At 62.3% G+C, this 20,688-nt stretch carries 19 protein-coding genes; 7 read left to right on the top strand and 12 right to left on the bottom strand.

Annotation, left to right across the window (positions count from 1 at the left end):
- Positions 1-1,146: a hypothetical protein gene (locus ACBG85_RS03670; protein ID WP_042451931.1), complete on the bottom strand. Its 1,146-nt coding sequence runs from the start codon at positions 1,144-1,146 to the stop codon at positions 1-3.
- Between the two features lie 219 nt (positions 1,147-1,365).
- Here ACBG85_RS03670 and ACBG85_RS03665 point away from each other — a divergent pair, with 219 nt between their 5' ends.
- Both ACBG85_RS03665 and ACBG85_RS03660 read left to right on the top strand, forming a co-directional pair.
- A complete protein-coding gene (locus ACBG85_RS03665; protein ID WP_042451932.1) occupies positions 1,366-2,145 on the top strand; it encodes an acetoin reductase in 780 nt (259 codons plus the stop codon).
- A gap of 77 nt (positions 2,146-2,222) precedes the next feature.
- Positions 2,223-3,491 (top strand): GAF domain-containing protein, encoded by a 1,269-nt coding sequence (locus tag ACBG85_RS03660; RefSeq protein WP_020968367.1) that lies wholly within the window; start codon positions 2,223-2,225, stop codon positions 3,489-3,491.
- Here the strand turns inward: ACBG85_RS03660 and ACBG85_RS03655 are convergent.
- The 3 genes from ACBG85_RS03655 to ACBG85_RS03645 all read right to left on the bottom strand — a co-directional run bounded on the left by ACBG85_RS03655 (position 3,470) and on the right by ACBG85_RS03645 (position 6,248).
- Positions 3,470-4,114 carry a DsbA family protein gene (locus ACBG85_RS03655; protein WP_007726933.1) on the bottom strand — a complete coding sequence of 215 codons (645 nt, stop codon included), beginning with the start codon at positions 4,112-4,114 and terminating at the stop codon, positions 3,470-3,472. The two genes, ACBG85_RS03660 and ACBG85_RS03655, sit on opposite strands and share 22 nt — an antisense overlap.
- Before the next feature lie 76 nt (positions 4,115-4,190).
- Entirely contained in the window at positions 4,191-4,844 is a 654-nt protein-coding gene (locus tag ACBG85_RS03650) for a response regulator transcription factor (protein ID WP_042451934.1), read from the bottom strand.
- Positions 4,845-4,892: 48 nt separating this feature from the next.
- Positions 4,893-6,248 (bottom strand): sensor histidine kinase, encoded by a 1,356-nt coding sequence (locus ACBG85_RS03645; protein ID WP_372026245.1) that lies wholly within the window; start codon positions 6,246-6,248, stop codon positions 4,893-4,895.
- A gap of 24 nt (positions 6,249-6,272) precedes the next feature.
- Here ACBG85_RS03645 and ACBG85_RS03640 point away from each other — a divergent pair, with 24 nt between their 5' ends.
- Positions 6,273-6,788: a DUF4352 domain-containing protein gene (locus ACBG85_RS03640; protein ID WP_003945701.1), complete on the top strand. Its 516-nt coding sequence runs from the start codon at positions 6,273-6,275 to the stop codon at positions 6,786-6,788.
- Positions 6,785-7,267, top strand: a complete 483-nt coding sequence (locus tag ACBG85_RS03635; RefSeq protein WP_064111334.1) for a hypothetical protein — start codon at positions 6,785-6,787, stop codon at positions 7,265-7,267. Before ACBG85_RS03640 ends, ACBG85_RS03635 begins: the two co-directional genes overlap by 4 nt.
- Here ACBG85_RS03635 and ACBG85_RS03630 read toward each other — a convergent pair.
- Both ACBG85_RS03630 and ACBG85_RS03625 read right to left on the bottom strand, forming a co-directional pair.
- A complete protein-coding gene (locus ACBG85_RS03630; RefSeq protein ID WP_007726950.1) occupies positions 7,242-7,676 on the bottom strand; it encodes an OsmC family protein in 435 nt (144 codons plus the stop codon). The two genes, ACBG85_RS03635 and ACBG85_RS03630, sit on opposite strands and share 26 nt — an antisense overlap.
- A 98-nt stretch (positions 7,677-7,774) precedes the next feature.
- Positions 7,775-8,998, bottom strand: a complete 1,224-nt coding sequence (locus ACBG85_RS03625) for a TetR/AcrR family transcriptional regulator (RefSeq protein WP_042923747.1) — start codon at positions 8,996-8,998, stop codon at positions 7,775-7,777.
- A 339-nt stretch (positions 8,999-9,337) separates the two neighbouring features.
- Here ACBG85_RS03625 and ACBG85_RS03620 point away from each other — a divergent pair, with 339 nt between their 5' ends.
- The 3 genes from ACBG85_RS03620 (at position 9,338) to fadD5 (ending at position 12,788) form a co-directional block, all read left to right on the top strand.
- The gene (locus tag ACBG85_RS03620) at positions 9,338-10,327 is read left to right on the top strand and encodes a nitronate monooxygenase family protein (protein WP_019746804.1); all 990 of its coding nucleotides are present in this window, start codon (positions 9,338-9,340) and stop codon (positions 10,325-10,327) included.
- Positions 10,324-11,103, top strand: a complete 780-nt coding sequence (locus tag ACBG85_RS03615; RefSeq protein WP_042451942.1) for an enoyl-CoA hydratase — start codon at positions 10,324-10,326, stop codon at positions 11,101-11,103. The genes ACBG85_RS03620 and ACBG85_RS03615 overlap by 4 nt, the downstream gene beginning before the upstream one ends.
- Before the next feature lie 95 nt (positions 11,104-11,198).
- Positions 11,199-12,788 carry a fatty-acid--CoA ligase FadD5 gene (gene fadD5, locus ACBG85_RS03610; RefSeq protein WP_042451945.1) on the top strand — a complete coding sequence of 530 codons (1,590 nt, stop codon included), beginning with the start codon at positions 11,199-11,201 and terminating at the stop codon, positions 12,786-12,788.
- Positions 12,789-12,845: 57 nt separating this feature from the next.
- Here fadD5 and ACBG85_RS03605 read toward each other — a convergent pair whose 3' ends face one another.
- The 6 genes from ACBG85_RS03605 to lysS form a co-directional block, all read right to left on the bottom strand.
- A complete protein-coding gene (locus tag ACBG85_RS03605) occupies positions 12,846-13,325 on the bottom strand; it encodes a nucleoside deaminase (RefSeq protein WP_372026243.1) in 480 nt (159 codons plus the stop codon).
- A 77-nt stretch (positions 13,326-13,402) separates the two neighbouring features.
- Positions 13,403-15,946: an ATP-dependent Clp protease ATP-binding subunit gene (locus ACBG85_RS03600; RefSeq protein ID WP_003945604.1), complete on the bottom strand. Its 2,544-nt coding sequence runs from the start codon at positions 15,944-15,946 to the stop codon at positions 13,403-13,405.
- A 297-nt stretch (positions 15,947-16,243) separates the two neighbouring features.
- Positions 16,244-17,134, bottom strand: coding sequence for an esterase/lipase family protein (locus ACBG85_RS03595; RefSeq protein WP_372026242.1), 891 nt, complete (start codon positions 17,132-17,134; stop codon positions 16,244-16,246).
- Between the two features lie 5 nt (positions 17,135-17,139).
- On the bottom strand, positions 17,140-18,036 hold the full coding sequence (locus ACBG85_RS03590) for a triacylglycerol lipase (protein ID WP_047269726.1): 897 nt from the start codon (positions 18,034-18,036) through the stop codon (positions 17,140-17,142).
- A 150-nt stretch (positions 18,037-18,186) separates the two neighbouring features.
- Positions 18,187-18,525: an Lsr2 family protein gene (locus tag ACBG85_RS03585; protein ID WP_003945673.1), complete on the bottom strand. Its 339-nt coding sequence runs from the start codon at positions 18,523-18,525 to the stop codon at positions 18,187-18,189.
- A 642-nt stretch (positions 18,526-19,167) separates the two neighbouring features.
- A complete protein-coding gene (gene lysS, locus ACBG85_RS03580) occupies positions 19,168-20,679 on the bottom strand; it encodes a lysine--tRNA ligase (RefSeq protein WP_003945834.1) in 1,512 nt (503 codons plus the stop codon).
- Positions 20,680-20,688: the final 9 nt, after the last annotated feature.

The raw sequence follows: 20,688 nt of genomic DNA, 5'->3' as shown, positions 1-20,688 counted from the left end.
TCACCCCTCAGCAGGCTTGAATCTGCCGAGTCCCAGCGACTGAAATCCCACAACGTAGAACAACGTCCACAACACGGCCCAATCCACGAAACCCAGTGCATTGCCGTGCAATCCGTCGACAACTGCCGGCTCGTGAAGAATGTGCTCTGCTGCAAAGCGGTAATAGAACAAGAATGTGACCACCGCGAGCACAAACGTGAGCAGCGCGCGGATCGCCAGGTTGACCCCGTCCGCAAAGCCCGTGGGTTTGTTACCGAAGGCGTTGGCCCAGAAGATCATCCAGAATGCCCAGCACACACCGAGCTGCGCCGGGAACTGATGGACCACACCGCCCAACTCGGCAACGGCATCGCTTCCCAAAAGTGCCTTCACCACTGGAAGCGCCACGAAGTACAAGCCGGTTCCGACGGCGAAGTTACCGATCGTGGCTGCGAGCGCCGTCTTACCCCCGCCGCCGAACAGTCGCCACGGCCAGTTGTCGAGCGTCTGGCCAGTCAGGATCACAACCACCACGACGCAGTAGAACCACCCGAGCACGGTGTCGACGGTCATCAACGGATCCGTGGCGGACAGCGACACGGACGGCAGACCGAACACGAAGTACAGCGCCAGCGTCGGGACGGCGACAAACGCGATCTCACACAAACCCACCAACGGCTGCTTCATCCCCAGGGAAGTCCACGGCCAATGCTGCCAGTTCAGGACCACCATCACCCAGGTCCCGAAGCCGAAGAGTACGAACAGCGCACCCGCGAAATATCCGAGGCCGCCCTCACGATCGGCCGCGAAATCCGGGTACAAACTCCCCAAGCCGTTTGCCAGGAGCCACGTCACCACGACGGCGAAGACCGCGGTCGCGACCATGATCGCCAGGCCTTTCGCCGGCTGCGGGAGTCGGTCGAAGCCGGCGAACTCGCAATTGAAGCCGATGAACACCACAAAAAGGATTGCCCAGAAAAGCGCCGCGTTGAACGGCAGAGGATAGAAACTCCAGGGACTGGTGGTCGGATCGGCCAGAAGGTACCAACTCGCCACGGCCAGCACGAGAACGATGACGAGGTTCGCAATCCCGAACCCGATCCAGCGGCGTGACGGTTGTCGGCTCGGCGTGGCCGGTTCCGTGGGTGTGTCGACTGTAGCGGTCATGTGCCCTCTCCCAGATTGTCTCGCAAGATGATTCGCGAAGTGGTGGCGCAACTATGGAACCGTCGCGCGGGGTACCGGGAGGGTTGCCGAGGGTTGCAACCGCTGTCCGATTTTCCGGAATTGCAACACGGTGCAACCCTTCCGCATTGTGGTCGCCGTCACATACAAATCACTCACCGGTTCACAACCGACTGGTTCACTGCTTACGAGGAGATCTGCATGAGCATCACGGGCAAGGTAGTACTGGTCACCGGCGCCGGCCAAGGCATCGGACGCGGAATCGCTCTCCGCCTCGCCCACGACGGCGCCGACATCGCGTTGGTCGACCTCGACCAGACCAAGCTGGATGCGGTTGCCGACGAGATCAGACGGATCGGCCGTCGTGCAACGACGTTTGTCGCCGATGTCAGCGATCGCGCGCAGGTTCACGCCGCAGTCGAACACGCGCACAGTGAGTTGAGCGGATTCGACGTCATCGTCAACAACGCGGGAATCGCTCTCGTCGGCCCGATCTCCGACGCGACGCCGGAAGAGGTCTCCAAGATCTGGAGCGTCAACGTCGACGGCGTCCTGTGGGGAATTCAAGCTGCAGCAGCAAAGTTCCAAGCTCTGGGTCAGCGCGGAAAGATCATCAACGCGTCGTCCATCGCCGGCCACGACGGGTTCGCCATGTTAGGTGTTTACAGCGCAACAAAATTCGCGGTCAGGGCCCTCACTCAGGCTGCGGCCAAGGAATACGCGTCCGACGGAATCACCGTCAACGCGTACTGCCCCGGCGTCGTGGGCACCGACATGTGGGTGACGATCGACAAGAGGTTCGCCGAGTTGACCGGTGCGCCAGAGGGCGCCACCTACGAGAAGTTCGTCGGCGGAATTGCGCTGGGTCGAGCTGAAACCCCCGACGATGTCGCCGGTTTCGTCTCGTACCTTGCCGGGCCCGATTCCGACTACATGACCGGTCAGGCCGGTCTCATCGACGGCGGCCTCGTCTACCGCTGACCGCGGTGTCTTCACTGAAAGCGGTGTCTTCGCTGAAAACGGTATCTTCGCTGAAAAAGCGGTTGCCCGAGCCTGCGATGCCGCCCGGCGAGGATCCTCGCGACTACGCGAGGACCCTCGCCGCGGTGTACGACGCGACGATGGCCGGAGACCGCGCACCGGCCCGCCCAAGGGACGTGGTCCGCCAATCGTGGCAACGCCTGCGCGAGTTAGGTATCGACCCCGAACACAACCGGGTCGAACCGTCCATGGACGTCGCCGAACTCGACCTCCGTCGTCGTGAGTCCGGACTGTACGACGTGCTCGACGACGTGACGCGTGGACTCGAATCGGTTACCGCGAGCGGTGAGAACATCATGGTCGTCGCAGATCTTCGCGGAACTGTACTGTGGCGCAGCGGGTCCCATCGAGTACTGGACCAAGCTGCGCGTCTGGGATTTGTCGAGGGTGCGAACTGGGCCGAGGACAGCGTCGGCACCAACGCCATCGGAACGGCATTGGTGTCACGACAAGCGGTTCAGATCTTCTCGGCGGAACACTATGCGCGCAGCCATCATCCGTGGACCTGCGCGGGGGCACCCATCCGCGATCCGCGGGACGACCGTGTCATCGGCGTCGTCGACATCAGTGGTCCCGCCAAGACCGTCCACCCCACCACACTCGCTCTGGTCGACGCCGTCGCACGCCTCGCGCAATCACACCTACGCGACAAGCATCGGGACAATCTCGATCAATTGCGTTCTGTTGCAGGGCCGATGCTTGCACGTAGCGGATCACCGGCATTGGTGATCGATACTCATGGCTGGGTAGCGGCGGTCGATGCGCTACCTCATCGCTCGCGCGTGCTGCTCCCCGCGGCTTTGGCTCCCGGCAGGACGTGGTTCCCCGCTTTGGGTCTGTGCGAACTGGATCCACTTCCCGGCGGGTGGGTGGTCCGGCCGATCGCCACCGGCGAGAAAATCAGTGCGCCCACGGTGCATATCGATCTGCGCGATTCCGAGAACATGTCGGTGACCGTCACGTCGGGGTTGGGCGAATGGGCCTACTCCCCGACCCAGCGGCATGCGGAGATTCTGTTTCTCCTCGGATCCGAGAGGCGTGGACTGACCGCATCGCGGTTGGCGCAGGATCTTTTCGGTGACCCGGCCCGCACGGTGACCGCGCGGGCCGAGATGTCGCGTCTGCGCAAGAACCTTGCCGGAGTTGTTGCAGCGCAGCCGTACCGGTTCGTCGATGCAGCGCACGTCACGCTTTCCTGCCCCGACGACGGTGCACATCTGTTGCCGTTCTCGAACGCCCCGGCAGTTCGTGCCGCTCGCCTTACTCAGGCCGGTTCGGAGGCCTGAGTAAGCAACTGCAGAAACACCTCTTCGGGTTGAGCGCCGGATACTGCGACCGCACGGTTGGCGACAAAGAACGGGACGCCGCTGACCTGCAGTTGGCGGGCCATGGACAGATCTTCGCGAACAGCCTCCGCTGCGGCATCGGAGCCCAGTTGCTCGCGCACGACGTCGGCGTCGAGGCCGACGCTCACGGCCAGCTCGACCAGCACCTCACGGTCGTCGATCACCTTGCCGTCGCTGAAGTGCGCTTTGAACAGCGCTTCGAGGAGTTCGTTCTGCCGCTCACCCGCGAGATGCAGCAACCTGTGCGCATCAAAGGTGTTGGCGGCGATCACGGTGTCGAAGTCCAAGGTCAAGCCGACCTCGGCTGCCGTCGCGCTGACGTGGGCAAACATCTGACGTACCTGTTCAGGCGCCATCCCCTTCATCTCGACCAAGGCGTCGAGTTCGGTTCGTCCCTCTCCCACCGGGGTCTCCGGAGCGAGCTGGTACGAGCGCCAGATGACGTTGACGCGGTCCTTGTTCTCGAAACGATCCAGAGCCGAAAGGAACCTGGTCTTTCCGATGTAGCACCACGGACAAGCGACGTCAGACCACACTTCGATGGTCACGTCTTGGTCAATCACGATTTGATCAGTCACCGAAGGTGCAACAACGAACAGGGCCGGGATTAGTCCCGGCTCACGTCACGAGGTTACAGAATCACGTGACCAGACCACACCGGAACGCGATCAACGACGCACTCACCCGGTTGGGCACACCGAGCTTGGCGAACAACGAGGAGATATGCGTCTTGACGGTGGTCTCACCGAGGTACAGCCGCTCCGCGATGACGCTGTTGGCCGCGCCTGTCGCCAGGATTGTCAGCACTTCGCGCTCACGCTCGGTGAGCGAAGCGAGGGGAGTCAGGTCGGGTGCTTGCCGACGCGGCGCCGAGGCCACGATGGCACGTAGAGAATCGGAGCTGAACAACGAGTGGTCCGACGCCACCACCCGTACTGCCTGCTGGAACGCCTGTGGGGCCGCGTCCTTGCTCAGGAAACTGTGCGCGCCCGCCTCGACCGCCTGCACGACCATGTCGTCGACGTCGAAGGCGGTCATCGCAATGACCTTCGGCGGATTGCTCATGGTCATCAACTCTCGGGTGGCCTCCAAGCCACCGACGCGTGCCATCTTCAGATCCATCAGCACCACGTGCGGACGAAAACGAGTGACTTTGGCTGCGACCTGATCGCCGTCCTCGGCCTCGGCAACCACCACGATGTCCGGCGCTGCTTCCAGGATGTCCTTCATCCCGCGCCGAACCCACGCGTCGTTGTCGACGATCAAAACTGTGATGCGCGAGTCAGCGTCCATAGTGCGCTCAGATTACCCAGAGCCCCCGACAGTTAGAGGGTGGGAGGGTTACGACGACCAGGGCACCCAGCAACTGACGAGGAAATCGTCCCCCAGCGCGCCTGCCTCCACCTTGCCGCCGATTTCTCTTGCCTGTTCGGCCAACCCGCGTAGGCCGGACCGTGAACCGATCGACGTCATGGGTGCAAGCTCGCTCAGCTTGTTGCGTGCGAGGATACGAATTCCGTCGTGCGGCGACCCGGTCACCGAAATGACGAGCATCTGGTCGCTCGCGTACTTCTGGACGTTGGTCAACGATTCCTGAACGACGCGATAACAGACGTGCCCCGCCAACATTCCGACATCACCCGGGAGCAGCTCCGATTCGAGACGGCAGTGAATGCCCGCGGCGCGTGCACCGTTGACCAGATCGCCGATCGCGTCGATCCCCTGGTGCCCGCCGTGTTCGCGGCGATCACCGCTTCCCCTGAGCACTCCGACGATTCCCTTCAATTCGTCCAAAGCCTCGTGCGCGGTGGTTCTGATCATCGCAGCGGTGTTGACGACCTTCTCGGGATTGTCTGCCGCGCTGACCTGTAACCCACCGGCGAACAACGAAATCCGGCTCAGACTGGCCGCGATCGTGTCGTGCATGTCGCGCGCGATCCGCGTTCGTTCCTCGGTGCGAATCATCTCGTCGCGCATCACGTCTGTTTTCTCGGTGGCAAGATCCCGTACGTGTTCGGCCTCGACGAGTTCGGTTCTGGTCCGAATCAGGAGCGAGAGCGCCACGACGATGCCGGCCATGACGGCTGCGACGAGCCACGGGATCCAGATGGCGACGTCGTATTGAACAACCGCCGAACCGTCCTTGGGTTTCATCGTTCCCATCGTGAGAACGGAGTACTCACGATGGCGAAAAGCGTCGTAGGTCAACGAAATTCCGCACGCGACGAAGACAGCTGCCGCAGCGGCAGCAAGCCGAGGCCCACGCGCGATCCGAGCAACGGCGAACAATGCGATGAGCGCCGCCGTCGCATCGGTGGGGAAGAACAACGGGCCGACCAGCGTGATCGCCAGAACCACCCAGGGATACTGATGGCGCCACACAAGCGATATCCCACCGGCCACGCCCAGGACGAACCCGATACCGACCAATACCGGTGGCATATTTCCCGACGCGCCTGCGATGCCCACCGTCATGAAGGAACAGAAAAGGCTGAACGCGACAGCGGCGGTAGTCCATACGCGTCGTCGCACAACGGTTCCCTTGGTGGTGATCACCGAGCAAGCGTATCCACCGCCACCGACGCCTCGAATCAGCCGAACGGGTGGACGAACCGCCAGGCTCCGACCGAAAGGATGAGGCGGACCGATCTTTCGACCGAAGCGGTGAGCAGTCCTCACATCGTTGACTTGTGCCATACCAACTCTCGAAAGGCGCACATCATGCGATCACTCCGCACTCCCCTCGCCCTCCTCGCCGTCGGCGCAGCCCTGTTCGCAACCATCGCCTCGGGCGAGACCGACGAAGCGAAGAAGGTCGACGACAACGGTTCTTCCGCCGCACCTGCGGCCGCCTTCGGAATCGGTGACGTCGTCGAACTGGGCGACTGGCGCGTCCAGGTACACGGCGTCGTCGATCCCTACGTCTCGACCAATCAGTTCATCACCGCTGATCCCGGAAACCGCTACGTCGTGGTCGACACCGAGGTCACCAACAACAGTGACAAGCCGTCGACGGTCTCGTCGATGATGTGCTTCGAACTGCAGGACTCGGCAAACAAGTCGTACAACATCACGTTCACCGACAGCAGCACGTCGAGTGTCGACGGAGAGCTTGCGCCGGGCGCTGCCAAGCGAGGCGAATTGGCGTACGAGGTCCCCGAAGCCGCCACCGGTCTGCGCCTTCAGTTCAAGTGCGATCTGTTCTCGTCCGGCTCGGCAACCATCAACCTGTCGTGAATCGTCCGGGCGATCTGCTGCTGAATCCGTGGGCACTGGTCTCGGTGGCCGTCATCTTGATCAACGACCACGTACTCAAAGGGGCATTCGGGAACACGATGACGGGCAAGCTGTCCGACGTCGCCGGTGTGTTCCTGCTTCCCCTGCTTCTGCTCTCGGTTCTCGAGGTGCTCAGGCGAAGTCTGGTGGGGCGAGCAGCGATCGCCTGGTCCATCGCGGTCACGGGGATCGGCTTCGCCGCCGTGAAGGTGATACCGCCGATCGGCGACGCATACGAGTGGGTGATCGGGTTTCTCCGCCTGACCGCAGGAGGATTCCGCGGAGATCTCTTGCCGATCCTGGTCTATCGCGATCCCTCGGACCTGTGGGTGCTCCCGATCCTGTTCGCGAGCTACCTGGTCGTCACACACAACCGCACTCGGGCGCCGGAGGGGGCGCCCGAGCGCGAGATGATCAGTCCAGGGCCGCATCCAACGTGATGTCGACGCCGGTCAGTGCCTTGCTGACCGGGCATGTTTCCTTGGCCGCCTGGGCAACCTTGGCAAAACCGTCGGCGTCGAGGCCGTCGACCTCGGCGCGAACGGTGAGCTTGATTCCGGTGAGCTTGAATCCGACCGTGTCGGGGCCGAGTGACACGTCCGCGGTGATGTCGAGGCTCTGCGGGGTCCCGCCGGCCTCGGCGATCAGGGCCGACAATTGCATCGCATAGCAGGACGAATGCGCCGCGGCGATGAGTTCCTCGGGGCTGGTGGTTCCGCCGGCCTCCTCAGCTGCGCGCTTGGGGAACGACACGTCGAAGGTGGCGACGCCCGAGCTGGTGAGTTCCACCTGTCCCGATCCGGCCTCGAGGGTGCCGTTCCAGGCGGTGCGTGCGGTACGAGTTGGCATTGCTGTCCCTACTTCCGTCTTCACATGATTCGGTGAACGCCTTGCGATCACGAACCTACCCGCGATACGTGAAGTCACACCTACTGTTTCGGACGGGACTACCCGAGGAGCGTCGCGGACAGCAGTTTCTCGACGCGGGCCTGCGCGGAGTTCTCCGAGGAAAAGTGCACGATTCGGCCGATGTCGAAGACCAGTCCGAGCGCCGCGTGGACGAGAAACCGCGCTTGGACGATCGACAACTCCGGACGCGCCTCGACACACAAGTGCGCCCACTCCTCGACGTTCAAACGCTGAATGTTGCGCAACTCGGTCCGTGATCGATCCGGCAAGCTGCCGATCTCGGCAAAGTACACGGCCAACAGTTCGCTGGTTCCGAACGAAACCTCGACGTACATCTTCGCCAACGTCTCGACGGCCGCGAGAGGAGTCTCCGACTCAGCCAACGCCGAGCCCAACGTCATAGTCAGACGATCGGACGCCCGGTGGAAGGCCGCAGCAAGAAGGTCGGCCTTGCTCGCGAAGTGCCGATACACACTCGACGCGTTGATACCCGCCGCGGCACCGATCTCCTCGATGCTCACGTCGTGGTAGCCGCGCTGATAGAACAGCAACACTGCTTCCTGAAGCAGCACTTCACGTTTCGACGTCCGTACGAGGCCTGTTTTGCGTTCGGACGCCCCTGCCCTCGCGCCGTCCTCCTCGGCAGCGGGCAATTCGACGCCGATGACGGACCAGCATGCCGCAAGAATCAGCGCTTCGATCTGCTTGGCGGACAACGCGGATCGATGACCGGTGATACTGGCGATCACACTGAGCACGGCGGGCGCGATGAGTTCTACATCCGCCGGGTCGAGTTCCGGACGAACCGCTGCCAGCGGCTCGGCGATCCGAAGATTGAGCGTGCGCATTCCCACCCGCAATTGCTCACGATCCTCGTCGACCAGGTACCTGCCCTCCCATCGGTAGAGCCCTCCCCGGCGCCGATTCTCGATCGTCGCGCGGATGACACCCACCATCGTGGAGTTCAACTGCTCGCGTGGATTTTCGTTTCCGTGCACAGCTGGATCGCTGGCATCCAACAACGCCTGCGTCAGGTTGTTCACGGTGTAGACGAACAGGGCGTATTTCGTGGGGAAATGACGATAGAGGGCCGGACCGGAAATTCCGACCTTCGCGGCGATCTCGTCGATGCCCACCGCGTGGTAGCCACGTTCGCTGAATGCTTCCGCAGCAGCGGCCGCGATTTGCGCCTTCCGATTCTTCGGACGCGTCCGTGGTGCAGGGTCGCCGCCACGCACGGAGACGCGTGTCTGTCCGGGCACCTGACCCTCCACTTCCGTTGCTTTCTCTTGCACTGCCTTCGTCCGCTGCACCGCACTTCCACGGGCGCGAGTCCGAACGGATCATGTTAACCGTCGCGAAGGTCGCAATTCGCGCCCGGTACTGCTTCACCCGAAACCCTACAACGCAGTTGTAGCGGCGGACGGATTCCGGAAAAAGAGTCTTGACACCCGCTCTCTCAGCGGTGTTATGTTAGTGACGATTCGCACAACCTCGCACGTAGTCCGCTGGCGGGCTCGTTCCCTGCGGCGTGAAGTTTTCCTCGCCCGCAAGAGGGTTCGATGCCGAATGACCGACCGTAAGAAAGTAGTTGTGAGCAGATGATTCGCACTCGCTTCACCGAAATGTTCGGCGTTGACCATCCCATCGTGCAAGGGGGCATGATGTGGGTGGGACGGGCAGAACTTGTTGCGGCCACGGCAAATTCCGGCGCCCTCGGGTTCTTGACGGGCCTCACTCAACCCACACCGGAAGACCTCGTCAAGGAAATTGCTCGAACCCGCGATCTCACCGACAAGCCTTTCGGCGTCAATCTCACTATTCTGCCGTCGATCACGCCGCCGCCGTACGCCGAATACCGCCAGGCGATCATCGAATCCGGGATCAAGATCGTCGAAACCGCCGGTTCCAATCCGATCGATCATCTTCCGCATTTCAAGGACGCGGGCGTGAAGGTTATCCACAAGTGCACTGCAGTTCGACATGCGGTCAAAGCCGAGAGACTGGGCGTCGACGCCGTCAGCATCGACGGCTTCGAATGCGCCGGGCACCCAGGCGAGGACGACATACCAGGGCTCATTCTGATTCCGGCGGCCACGCAGCAACTCACGATTCCGGTGATCGCTTCAGGCGGAATCGCAGATTCACGTGGACTCGTCGCGGCGCTTGCGCTCGGAGCAGACGGCGTCAACATGGGAACTCGCTTCATGTGTACCGTGGAATCCCCTGTCGCACAATCGGTTAAAGAGCAGATTGTCGCAAACACCGAACGCGACACCAAGCTGATCTTCCGGACCCTTCACAACACCGCGCGCGTAGCCGCGAATGCGATCAGTGCCGAGGTCGTCGACATCGAAGCACGTGGCGACGCGCAGTTCAGCGACATTCAGCATCTGGTAGCCGGAGCCCGCGGACGCAAGGTTTTCGAGGACGGCGACCTCGATGCAGGCATCTGGTCCGCCGGACAGAGCCAAGGATTGATCAACGACATCCCGACCGTCGCAGACATGATCGACCGCATGGTCTCGGAGGCCGAACACCTCATCACTTCACGGCTTTCCGGATTCGTCACCGCTGTGAGCGCGGCATGACCGCCACCGCCGAGACGGGCTTTCGCTCCGAAATCACCGACGGCGTACTGCGATTGACCTTCGACCGCCCGAAGCGGATGAACGCGATCGATCTGCCCACGATGACTGCTTTCGCAGCTGCCGTCCACGACGGCGGCGCAGACCCGGCCGTTCGCACCATCGTCATCACCGGATCCGGTCGAGCGTTCTGCACCGGCGCCGACCTCGCCGCAGCGGCCGTCAACCCCGCAGACCCGAAAGTCGTCATGGATGCGGCGACGTCGCTGATTCGCGCCATCACCAGCGCCCCGGTCCCGGTGATCGCCGCGGTCAACGGTCCGGCCGCCGGCGTCGGAGTGTCCATCGCTTTAGCCGCGGACCTGACGTACGCCGCATCGAGCGCCTATTTCCTCCTCTCCTTCGTCAACATCGGTCTGATGCCCGACGGCGGCGCCAGTGCGTTGGTACCGGCAGCGATCGGACGCGCCCGAGCGGCCGAGATGGCATTGCTGGGCGAGCGAGTTTCCGCCGAGGACGCAGAGCGGTTCGGGCTCGTGTCCCGCACCGTCGCCGACGACGCGTTCGACGCACTCGTCGACTCCGTGGTCGATCGCACGTCGAAGGCTCCCCGACGCGCCCTCGAACTCACCAAGCGCGCACTCAATGCGGCGACACTGGACCGCCTCGATGATGCGCTGGAGCTCGAAAATACCGGTCAGGCAGAACTTCTCACTGGCGAGGACTTCAAAGAAGGCGCGATGGCGATGCTGCAGAAACGCGCGCCCCACTTCAAGTAATCACTGCGAATTTTCGTTAACAAAACCACTGTACGAATCGACGGCTCACTGTAGCCTGAGTCACACAATCACCCACGCATGAGAGGAACCCATCGATGGCCTCCACCGATGCAGTCTCCGAGGCGCAGCGTTCACGCCGCACCAACTGGAACAATCAGATCGCCAGGCATGCGCAGATGATTCCCGATCGCACCGCACTGCGATTCCTGGGCGATTCCATCACCTGGAGCACCCTCGACGCACGCGTCGAGAAGCTGGCGGACGCTCTTGCCCGACGCGGCGTCAGCTTCGGCGACCGCGTGCTCATCCTGATGCTCAACCGCCCCGAATACCTCGAGGTCGTGCTCGCGACCAACGCACTGGGCGCCATCGCCGTTCCGGTGAACTTCCGTCTGACACCACCCGAGGTCGCTTATCTGGTAAACGACTCCGGCTCCAAAGTCATTGTCGCCGAAGGACCGTTGGCTCCGTTGGCCGGAGCTGCGCGAGCCGCGTCCGAGGGTATCGACATCTCCATCACCGTAGGCGCCCCCGCCGAGGGTGACAGCCTGAATTACGAGGACTTGATCAGCGAAGAGGGCGAGTCGCACGCGTTCGTCGACATCCCGGACGACACTCCTGCACTCATCATGTACACCTCGGGAACCACCGGTCGCCCCAAGGGCTCGGTGCTCTCCCACTCCAACCTGTCTTCGCAAGCATTGACCTGTATCAGGGCCTTCCACCTGTTCAATGCCGATTCCATCGGCTTCTGTGCGTCGCCCATGTTCCACATCGCAGCCCTCGGTTCCATAGCGCCGAGCCTGCAACTCGGCACGACCACGGTGATCCATCCGGTCGGCGCATTCGACCCGGGTCAACTACTCGACATTCTGGAAGCCGAGAAGGTCACCAGCTTGTTCCTCGTGCCCGTGCAATGGCAGGCCGTGTGCGCAGTACAGAAGGCGCAACCTCGAGCACTGTCGCTGAAGAACATCTCGTGGGGCGCCGCACCGTCGTCCGATACGATCCTGCGGGCAATGGCCGAAACCTTCCCGGACGCATTCAATGTCGCGGTCTTCGGTCAGACCGAGATGTCGCCCATCACTTGCGTTCTCGACGGCGAGGATGCGATTCGTAAGCTCGGATCCGTCGGTCGGGTCATCCCGACCATCTCGGCCAGGGTCGTCGACGAGAACATGGACGACGTGGCACCCGGTGAAATCGGTGAAATCGTCTACCGCGGGCCCACGATGATGAGCGAATACTGGAACAACCCCACCGCCACCGCTGACGCCTTCCACGGTGGATGGTTCCACTCCGGCGATCTCGTTCGAGTCGACGACGAAGGCTTCGTCTACGTCGTGGATCGCAAGAAGGACATGATCATCTCCGGCGGAGAGAACATCTACTGCGCGGAGGTGGAAAACGTTCTCTACGAACACGAATTGATCGTCGAAGCGGCCGTCGTCGGTCGCCCCGACACCAAGTGGGGCGAGGTGCCGGTAGCGATCGTCGCGATGGCGCCAGGTTCAGCCGTGGACCTGACCATCGAGGAGCTGAGCAGCTTCCTCAACGATCGTCTCGCGCGCTACAAGCACCCGAAGGACATCGTCGTCGTGGAAGCACTGCCGCGCAATGCAAGCGGCAAGGTCGTCAAGGGTGAACTGCGAGAGAAGGTTCGAGCGGTCGACGCAGTTTCCTGACTTCACACGCAAACGGGCGGCACCTCCAGCGAGGTGCCGCCCGTTTGTGTGTGCCCGTCAAGCGCTCTGCGAATGCAACTTCCGATGCAGTTCTCGCACCAGCGGAACCAACTCCGGCACCGGGCCTTCGACCGGGACGTTCGGCGCAACCTCGTTGACGGACAGAGACTTCACCGGCGCCGGGGACACACCCCACTCCGCGAGCCAGTCGCCGAGTTGGGCCGAAGAGCAGATGTAGACGATCCGTCCGAGGCCCACCCACGCGTGCGCGGCCGAACACATCGCGCAGTGCTCTCCCGAGGTGAACACCGTTGCCGTCGAACGCTCGTCCGGCGTCAGATACTGGGCCGCCCACCGAGCCAGCTCGAACTCGGGGTGGCGAGTGTTGTCGCCGCCCGCGATCCGGTTTCGATCTTCCGCCAGAAATGTTCCGTCGGCCGCTGCCAGGACGGAACCGAAAGGTTCGTCGCCCGCATCCAATGCTTCCGTTGCCAATTCGACGCAACGACGCAGGTGACCCAGTTCGATGTCGTTCATGTGTACGCCCTCTCCCGTGATACACGAAACGGGCGGCACCGGTGAGGTGCCGCCCGTTCGTTACCTACTCTGCTGTACTACTCTGCTGCGCTTTCGCTTTCGCCGGCCTTGGTCAGCTCGATCGGCGGTGCGTCCGGCACGTCGATCGGCTTCTTGGTAGGCGTGAACGTGAACTTCGCGTCCTCGCCCGAGCCTTCGCCGTCCCAGTTCTCGACGTCGACGAGCACGATGTGGCCGGGTCCGATCTCTCCGAAGAGGATCTTCTCGGACATCTGGTCCTCGATCTCGCGCTGGATGGTGCGACGCAGCGGTCGTGCACCCAGTACGGGATCGAATCCGCGCTTGGCCAGAAGCGACTTGGCCTTGTCGGTGACCTCCATGGCCATGTCCTTGTTCTTGAGTGCCGCCTCGACGCGAGCGAGCATCAGGTCGACCATCTGAACGATCTGCTCGTTCGTGAGCTGATGGAAGACGACGATGTCGTCGATACGGTTCAAGAACTCAGGACGGAAGTGCTTCTTCAGCTCGTCGTGAACCTTGAGCTTCATGCGCTCGTAGTTCGACTCCGTGCCCGTTCCCGAGCTGAAGCCCAGGCCGACTGCCTTGGAGATGTCAGACGTACCGAGGTTGGACGTGAAGATCAGCACCGTGTTCTTGAAGTCGACGGTACGTCCCTGACCGTCGGTGAGACGGCCGTCCTCGAGCACCTGCAGGAGGGTGTTGTAGATCTCCTGGTGTGCCTTCTCGATCTCGTCGAACAGCACGACGCTGAACGGCTTGCGGCGCACCTTCTCGGTAAGCTGGCCGCCCTCTTCGTATCCGACGTACCCGGGAGGGGCACCGAACAGACGCGAAGCGGTGAAGCGGTCGTGGAACTCGCCCATGTCGATCTGGATCAAGGCGTCGTCGTCGCCGAACAGGAAGTTGGCGAGCGACTTCGCGAGCTCCGTCTTACCGACACCGGACGGGCCGGCGAAGATGAACGAGCCCGAGGGACGCTTGGGATCCTTCAGACCTGCACGCGTACGACGGATCGCCTTCGAGACGGACTTGACCGCCTCTTCCTGGCCGATGATCCGCTTGTGCAGTTCCTCTTCCATGCGGAGCAGACGAGTGGTCTCCTCCTCGGTGAGCTTGAAGACGGGGATACCGGTCCAGTTGCCCAGAACCTCGGCGATCTGCTCGTCGTCGACCTCGGCAATGACGTCCAGGTCGCCCGCACGCCACTGCTTCTCACGCTCAGCGCGCTGAGCAACGAGGGTCTTCTCCTTGTCACGCAGGTTCGCAGCCTTCTCGAAGTCCTGCGCGTCGATCGCGGACTCCTTCTCGCGACGCGCGTCGGCGATGCGATCGTCGAATTCGCGCAGGTCCGGCGGTGCAGTCATCCGACGGATGCGCATTCGCGCGCCCGCCTCGTCGATGAGGTCGATCGCCTTGTCCGGCAAGAAACGGTCGTTGATGTAGCGGTCGGCCAGCGTCGCCGCTGCCACGAGAGCACCGTCCGTGATGGAGACACGGTGGTGAGCCTCGTAGCGGTCACGAAGACCCTTGAGGATCTCGATGGTGTGCTCGACGGTCGGCTCGCCCACCTGAACGGGCTGGAAACGACGCTCGAGAGCAGCATCCTTCTCGATGTACTTGCGGTACTCGTCGAGCGTGGTGGCACCGATGGTCTGCAGCTCACCGCGAGCAAGCTTGGGCTTGAGGATGGAGGCCGCGTCGATAGCGCCTTCGGCCGCGCCCGCACCCACGAGGGTGTGCAGCTCGTCGATGAACAGGATGATGTCGCCGCGGGTGTTGATCTCCTTGAGAACCTTCTTCAGGCGCTCTTCGAAGTCACCGCGGTAACGGCTGCCGGCCACGAGCGACCCGAGGTCGAGCGTGTACAGCTGCTTGTCCTTGAGGGTCTCGGGGACCTCACCGTTGACGATTGCCTGAGCCAGGCCCTCGACCACAGCGGTCTTACCGACACCGGGTTCACCGATGAGAACCGGGTTGTTCTTGGTACGACGCGAGAGAACCTGCATGACACGCTCGATTTCCTTCGAGCGGCCGATGACCGGGTCCAGCTTGCCTTCGAGGGCAGCTTGCGTCAGGTTGCGACCGAACTGGTCGAGCACGAGCGAGGTGGACGGCGTGCCGGCCTCTCCGCGGGTGCCACCGGTTTCGGTGGGCTCTTTGCCCTGGTAGCCCGACAGCAGCTGGATGACCTGCTGGCGGACGCGGTTGAGATCGGCACCGAGCTTGACCAGAACCTGGGCTGCTACGCCCTCACCCTCACGGATGAGACCGAGCAGGATGTGCTCCGTACCGATGTAGTTGTGTCCGAGCTGCAGCGCTTCGCGCAGACTCAGCTCGAGGACTTTCTTGGCGCGCGGTGTGAAGGGGATGTGACCGGACGGAGCCTGCTGGCCCTGGCCGATGATCTCCTCGACCTGGCTGCGGACTCCCTCGAGGGAGATACCCAACGACTCCAACGACTTGGCTGCGACACCTTCGCCCTCGTGAATGAGGCCGAGAAGGATGTGCTCCGTGCCGATGTAGTTGTGGTTGAGCATCCTGGCTTCTTCTTGAGCCAGGACAACAACGCGCCGCGCGCGATCGGTGAACCTCTCGAACATCGCTCTCCCTCACACTCTCCGGCGGGCAGGTTCGAGACCGGATGTCTCGTCCCTGGTCGCCGCGTTTCGCTCCGGCACTACAGACTGATCGCCTCGCCGGTCAGCGGACTGACGTCCACGAATCGACAAAGGTTGCACGACCCCACTTATTACTCTAGAGGGCGCGAAGTCCACCTGCTGCTCCTCCACCCGATTGGCGGCGGAAGCCGGACTGCTTACCGTTCACAACGTCGCAGCTGAGGGAATCGTTTCCCGGTTCCTGTACGCCTGAAGCGAACAGCGATTTTCGACGCCTGATCAGCCGAATATCGGGAGTACCCGAGCGCACGGCACCTCACGCGGATTCGACGGATCCAGCGCGTTGAGCGTCAGAGTCGCCGTTCGCTGCGACGCCACCAGCGCGATGTGATCCGACAGGTCCTGTTCGCAACCGTCCTGAACAACTATGTTCGACGCGTTCGACGCGGCCAGTATTCCGCTGCTGTACGGAACGACCACTTGATCGAACCGAGTCACGATGTTGGTGTACTCGACGTCATCGGAGTAGACGCCCGCGTCGCGCAGTTCGGTGACGAAGGTGGCGTTGTCGAAATCCGGTCCCCCGACGCCTTCCGGCGGCCCGACCTCCGAGCCGTCCCACAACGGAGCGATGGAGACGATCTTGGAAACCTTCGCGTCGCCGCCGAGAAACTTGGCGTAGTACGCACTGACCGTCGTCCCCTGAGAGTGTCCGATCAGGTCGACCTTCGAGGCACCCGTCGCAGAGAGAACGTCGTCGACGAAGTCCGACAGTTGCCCTGCGCTGTCTCCGAGTGGTGCGAGACCGCCGGCTGCGGAAATCGGCCACGGCTGGTCCGTTCGATTCCCGAAGGTGAGCGCAAAAACGCAGTATCCCTCATTGGCCAGTACGGGTGCGAGTACGCCCCAATTGGTCTGACGGTTGGCCGCCGTCCCGTGCACCAGGACGACCGGATCAGGATGAGCAGCGGAAGGCGCGCACGAGAAGTCGTTGGTGCCAGGGGCCGATCCGCCCGGGTTGGTCGCTTCGAGGACGATTCCACTGAGGAAACCGGACGGAACAGGAAGAGGTTCGTTCGCCGACGCAAGAGACGGCGCGGACGCGGCCACGGCTCCCGCCACAGCGAGAGCGCCCACGCATGTTCGAATCCCCACCGAAGGCCTCCGCATAGTGATCAACCCACGACGGGCAATACCGAGTTGCACGGTACCGGCCGCTGATGCGCGGGGTCGAGTGCATTGAGAGCAAAAGTCGCGGCGCGCAGCGATGCCGCGATGGCGAGGTGATCGGAGATGTCTTGCTCACAACCGTCCTGGACGACGATGTTGGTGGCGTTCGGCCCAGGCTCCAGCCCATTTGTATACGGCAGCACCAGTTCGTCGTAGCGGGTCGTGATGTTCGTATAGTGAACACCCGGCGCGTAAACGCCTCCCGCACGGAGATTTTCGATGAACTCCGAGCCTGCCCCCATGTTCAGACATGCCTTGCAGATCGGGAATCCGGCCTGCGCTGCCTCGGATACCCCGAGTTCGCGAAGGCTGCGGCCGACACTTGCCTGCTCGTTTCCGAGCGTTCCCTTCCACAGCGACGCCACCGAGACGATGTTGTCCACTTTGTCGGCACCACCGAGGAACTTCGCGTAGTACCCGTTGATGATGGTGCCCTGGGAATGTCCGATCAGATCTACCGATGTAGCACCCGTGGCATCAAGTACTTGATCGACGAAATTCGACAATTGTGCTGCGCTGGAAGGAATTTCCTGCATTCCACCGATCGCCGACAACGGCCACGGTTGCTCGGGGAAGTTGCCGTACGTCAGCGCGAAGACGCAGTAGCCCTCGTTGGCGAGCAACGGCGCATAGGTGGCCCAGTTGGTCTGCCTGTTTCCACCCGTTCCGTGAACGAGCACAACCGGATTGGGATGTTCGGCAGTCGGTTTACACGAAAAGTCATTGGATCCAGGAGCTGAACCGCCAGGATTTCCCAACTCCTGAGGAACACCGGCAAGGAAGGCATTGGGCACGGGCAACGGAGCCTGAGCCGAAGCCACGGAGGTGAACCCGACGAGCATCAGAGCGGCAAGAACCACGCCCCCGAACAACCTGTTTCTGTGCACGACCGACTCCTCTACGAGAGATGCGAACCGTGCAGACGCTAACAAACTAGAACGCGTTATCAATCCGTTTCGGCAAAATGCGCCCGAATCCATTTGCGATCCATTTCAGACGGCCTTTTCGTAGGCTCGGCGCACCTCGGTGGAAATACGACCGCGGGCCGAAATCTCGAAGCCGGCACCCTTGGCCCATTCGCGGATGGCGGCACTCTGATCGCGGTCCGCAACGGGACGGGATTTGGTCACCGCTCCGTTGACTGATTTGGCGGAATTCGACTTTCTCGCATGAGGAATCCACTTTTTCAGTGCATCGCGCAGTTCCGCGGCGTGGGCGGCGGTGAGATCGATTTCGTAAGCAACTCCGTCGACGGAAAACTCCACAGTTTCGTCCGCGGGCGATTTTTTGTCCAGATCGTCAACCATCGTGACAACAACCTTTTTCACCACGACCATTCCTCCCCAGATCCTTCGATAAGCAGCGACAATAGCACCTGGACAAACGTCCTGTCTTGGCTCGTCAGGATGATTGGGACTTCTCGCCGCCGGGTATGCCGGTCGACTTGTCTTGCGACAAGGACAGTGCCGATACACTCCTCGCGACGCATCGGGGGATGCATCCAGACGGGGGAATCATGACAGACGACGGCTCGAGAAAAGACCTCTACCGAGCGCAATCTTCGCCTCCAAGAACGGCACTCTCGCCAGTATCGCTTACGGCGGACCCACGAATTTCACCATCTCCGGACGCCCGGCGATCCGGCACGCCGCAACCGTCACAAATATCCCGGCGGACAACGAATGCTATCCGCCCTCAGCACAATTCGATGTCGTCACCACACCCGGATACTCCACAGCCGAGGTCATGGTCTTCCTCGTCCAGTCGGATCAGGGACTACCTGACGCACTCAACCAGGGCACGATCGACCAAATCATCGCAACAATTCGAGAGTCCGAAACTCGGGCGACCGCGCATGGATGAATCCTTTGCCGCAGGCGAATGTCGTTGGGAACTATCGAATACCTTGGGAGCGCCCCAACTGAAAAAGGTTCGGCCGCAACATGTGCGGCCGAACCTTGATCGAAGTAAAGCTAGCGAGCGGACGGACGAACGATCGGGAAGAGGATCGTCTCGCGAATACCGAGACCAGTCAAAGCCATCAGCAGTCGATCGATTCCCATGCCGGTGCCGGTGGTCGGCGGCATGCCCTGTTCCATCGCGGCGAGGAACTCCTCGTCCAGCACCATCGCTTCGTCGTCGCCTGCCGACGCGAGGCGCGCCTGGTCGACAAAGCGCTCACGCTGGATGACCGGGTCGACAAGTTCGGAGTAGCCTGTCGCCAACTCGAATCCGCGGATGTACAGGTCCCACTTCTCGGTGACACCCTTCTTGCTGCGGTGATCACGGGTCAGGGGCGACGTCTCGACCGGGAAGTCACGGACGAACGTCGGCACGTACAGCTGATCGCCGCACTGGTGTTCCCACAGCTCCTCGACGAGCTTGCCGTGGCCGTAGCCCTTGTCCTTGGGAACCTCGAGGCCGACCTTCTCCGCCAGAGCGAGAAGCTCGTCGACCGTTGTATCCGGCGTGACCTCGGTGCCGATGGCAGCCGACAGCGACGGGTACATCTCGAGAACCTGCCACTCGCCACTGACGTCGTACTCGGAACCGTCGGCGAGGGTGAGGACCTGCGTGCCGAATGCTTCCTGCGCAACTTCCTGGACGAGTTCACGAATCATCTTCGCGGAATCGTCGTACGTGCCGTAGGCCTCGTACGTCTCGAGCATCGCGAACTCGGGCGAGTGAGTGGAGTCGACGCCCTCGTTGCGGAAGTTGCGGTTGATCTCGAAGACCTTCTCGATACCGCCGACGACGCAACGCTTGAGGAACAGTTCCGGCGCGATACGCAGGTACAGGTCGATATCGAGGGCGTTCGAGTGCGTGACGAACGGGCGAGCTGCCGCGCCGCCGTGCAGCGTCTGCAGCATCGGCGTCTCGACCTCGAGGAAGCCGCGGCTCTCGAGTGCATTGCGCAGCGCACGGACAACAGCGACGCGCTTGCGGGCGTTGTCGCGAGCCTCGGGGCGAACGATCAGATCCGCGTAGCGCTGACGCACCCGGGACTCTTCGCTCATCTCCTTGTGAGCGACCGGCAGGGGGCGCAGCGACTTGGATGCGATCTGCCAGGCATCGGCCATCACGCTGAGCTCGCCGCGACGGGAGCTGATGACCTCACCGTGGATGAAGACGAAGTCGCCGAGGTCGACGTCGGACTTCCAGGCAGCCAGTGCCTCTTCGCCGACGCCGGCGAGGCTGATCATGGCCTGCAGCTGGGTACCGTCGCCTTCCTGCAGAGTCGCGAAGCACAGCTTGCCGGTGTTGCGCATGAAGATGACGCGGCCGACGACGCCGACCAGCACGCCAGTCGCCGTGTCCGGCTCGAGTTCCGGGTACTCCGCGCGGATCTGCGCGAGCGTGTGGGTGCGATCGACCGAAACCGGGTACGCCTCCTGCCCCTGCGCGAGGATCCGTTCACGCTTCTCGCGCCGGATACGGAGCTGCTCGGGGGTGTCGTCGACTGGCTGGGCTTCTACATCACTCACGGGGTACAA

It is taken from the genome of Rhodococcus sp. NyZ502, assembly GCF_041464245.1.
In the GTDB taxonomy this organism is placed as follows: domain Bacteria; phylum Actinomycetota; class Actinomycetes; order Mycobacteriales; family Mycobacteriaceae; genus Rhodococcus_F; species Rhodococcus_F qingshengii.
The sequence above is the reverse complement of the archived record's forward strand: the minus strand, read 5'-3'. Positions and strand labels throughout refer to the sequence as shown.

Excerpts from the sequence above, each read along its gene's own strand:
- ACBG85_RS03620 (WP_019746804.1), top strand. The coding sequence starts at position 9,338 with ATGATTCGCACTCGCTTCACCGAAATGTTCGGCGTTGACCATCCCATC.
- ACBG85_RS03595 (WP_372026242.1), bottom strand. The coding sequence starts at position 17,134 with ATGCGGAGGCCTTCGGTGGGGATTCGAACATGCGTGGGCGCTCTCGCT.
- ACBG85_RS03615 (WP_042451942.1), top strand. The coding sequence starts at position 10,324 with ATGACCGCCACCGCCGAGACGGGCTTTCGCTCCGAAATCACCGACGGC.
- ACBG85_RS03630 (WP_007726950.1), bottom strand. The coding sequence starts at position 7,676 with ATGCCAACTCGTACCGCACGCACCGCCTGGAACGGCACCCTCGAGGCC.
- ACBG85_RS03640 (WP_003945701.1), top strand. The coding sequence starts at position 6,273 with ATGCGATCACTCCGCACTCCCCTCGCCCTCCTCGCCGTCGGCGCAGCC.
- ACBG85_RS03600 (WP_003945604.1), bottom strand. The coding sequence starts at position 15,946 with ATGTTCGAGAGGTTCACCGATCGCGCGCGGCGCGTTGTTGTCCTGGCT.
- ACBG85_RS03670 (WP_042451931.1), bottom strand. The coding sequence starts at position 1,146 with ATGACCGCTACAGTCGACACACCCACGGAACCGGCCACGCCGAGCCGA.
- ACBG85_RS03665 (WP_042451932.1), top strand. The coding sequence starts at position 1,366 with ATGAGCATCACGGGCAAGGTAGTACTGGTCACCGGCGCCGGCCAAGGC.
- ACBG85_RS03645 (WP_372026245.1), bottom strand. The coding sequence starts at position 6,248 with ATGGCACAAGTCAACGATGTGAGGACTGCTCACCGCTTCGGTCGAAAG.
- fadD5 (WP_042451945.1), top strand. The coding sequence starts at position 11,199 with ATGGCCTCCACCGATGCAGTCTCCGAGGCGCAGCGTTCACGCCGCACC.
- ACBG85_RS03605 (WP_372026243.1), bottom strand. The coding sequence starts at position 13,325 with ATGAACGACATCGAACTGGGTCACCTGCGTCGTTGCGTCGAATTGGCA.
- ACBG85_RS03660 (WP_020968367.1), top strand. The coding sequence starts at position 2,223 with ATGCCGCCCGGCGAGGATCCTCGCGACTACGCGAGGACCCTCGCCGCG.
- ACBG85_RS03650 (WP_042451934.1), bottom strand. The coding sequence starts at position 4,844 with ATGGACGCTGACTCGCGCATCACAGTTTTGATCGTCGACAACGACGCG.
- ACBG85_RS03590 (WP_047269726.1), bottom strand. The coding sequence starts at position 18,036 with ATGCTCGTCGGGTTCACCTCCGTGGCTTCGGCTCAGGCTCCGTTGCCC.